Origin of the sequence: Collinsella aerofaciens (assembly GCF_040910185.1) — a bacterium.
GTDB classification, from domain to species: domain Bacteria; phylum Actinomycetota; class Coriobacteriia; order Coriobacteriales; family Coriobacteriaceae; genus Collinsella; species Collinsella aerofaciens_BF.
The window spans coordinates 1-931 of the sequence record NZ_JBDGBA010000053.1; the positions used below are offsets into that span (position 1 = coordinate 1).

At 64.1% G+C, this 931-nt stretch carries 1 protein-coding gene; it reads left to right on the plus strand.

The window, feature by feature from the left end:
• Window positions 1-931: helix-turn-helix domain-containing protein (locus tag AB5Z54_RS09860; RefSeq protein ID WP_368161422.1), on the plus strand; the 931-nt coding region annotated here is incomplete at both ends.

The following is a 931-nucleotide window of genomic DNA, read 5'->3' on the forward strand; positions in this document are numbered from 1 at the left end:
GTTCAAGGCGATGCTCACGGACTACATCTGGCGCGACACCGTCTCGACGCTCGAGGAAGTCCAGCACCAGGGCATCTACCAGCCCTTCAGGATGCCCGGTACGCCGACGAAGCTGAACGGCAAGACCGAGAGGTCGAAAATCAAGGACAAGTACGAGGCCGTGGCGTTCGTGCACAACGGCGAGGACGGGAAACCTTGGCTCTGCAGCATGGATTACCTGCTCGGATACGCCGGCGTCCGCGGCGGCAAGGACCGCGCCGAATTCATAGAGCTCATGTGCACCGCCGGGCGGACCCCCATCGAGCGCGCCAAGAAGCTCTGGCCGGAGTGGTACCAGGCGCGCATCGTCGAGGGCAAGGCCCCCGGGCGCTGGACCTGCAAGCGCGACCTTTACGATTGGTGGCGTGGGGAGGTCGAGACGAAGGCCACCGACCACCACCGCTACTGGTGCCTCAACGTCCTGGCCGCCTACGCCAAGAAGTGCGGCATCCCGTACGAGGAGCTGGAGGCCGACGCGCTCGCGCTCGTGCCGACACTTGAGGGCCTGACGGAGCGCGAGGACAACCACTTCACCGAGGATGACGCACTCTCCGCGATTGGGGCGTACTACGACCCCATCATCCACAAGTTAACCCGCGAGCGCATCGAGCGCCGCACGGCCATCGGGCTGCCGAAAAACAAGAGGAACGGGCGATCTCAGGCGAAGCACCTTGAGGGCGCACGGGCTATTCGCGATATTAACAACGACAACTGGCGTGAAGGAAACGGGCGAAAACCGAAGGCCGACCTTGTCCGCGAGTACGCCGCGGAGCATCCCGACGCCAACCACAGCGAGATCGCCCGCGCCCTCGGCATTTCCCGCCCGACCGTCATCAAATGGCTGAAGGATGTGCCGAAGGACGCTACCGAGCCGGAAAAACCGAAGCCGGAC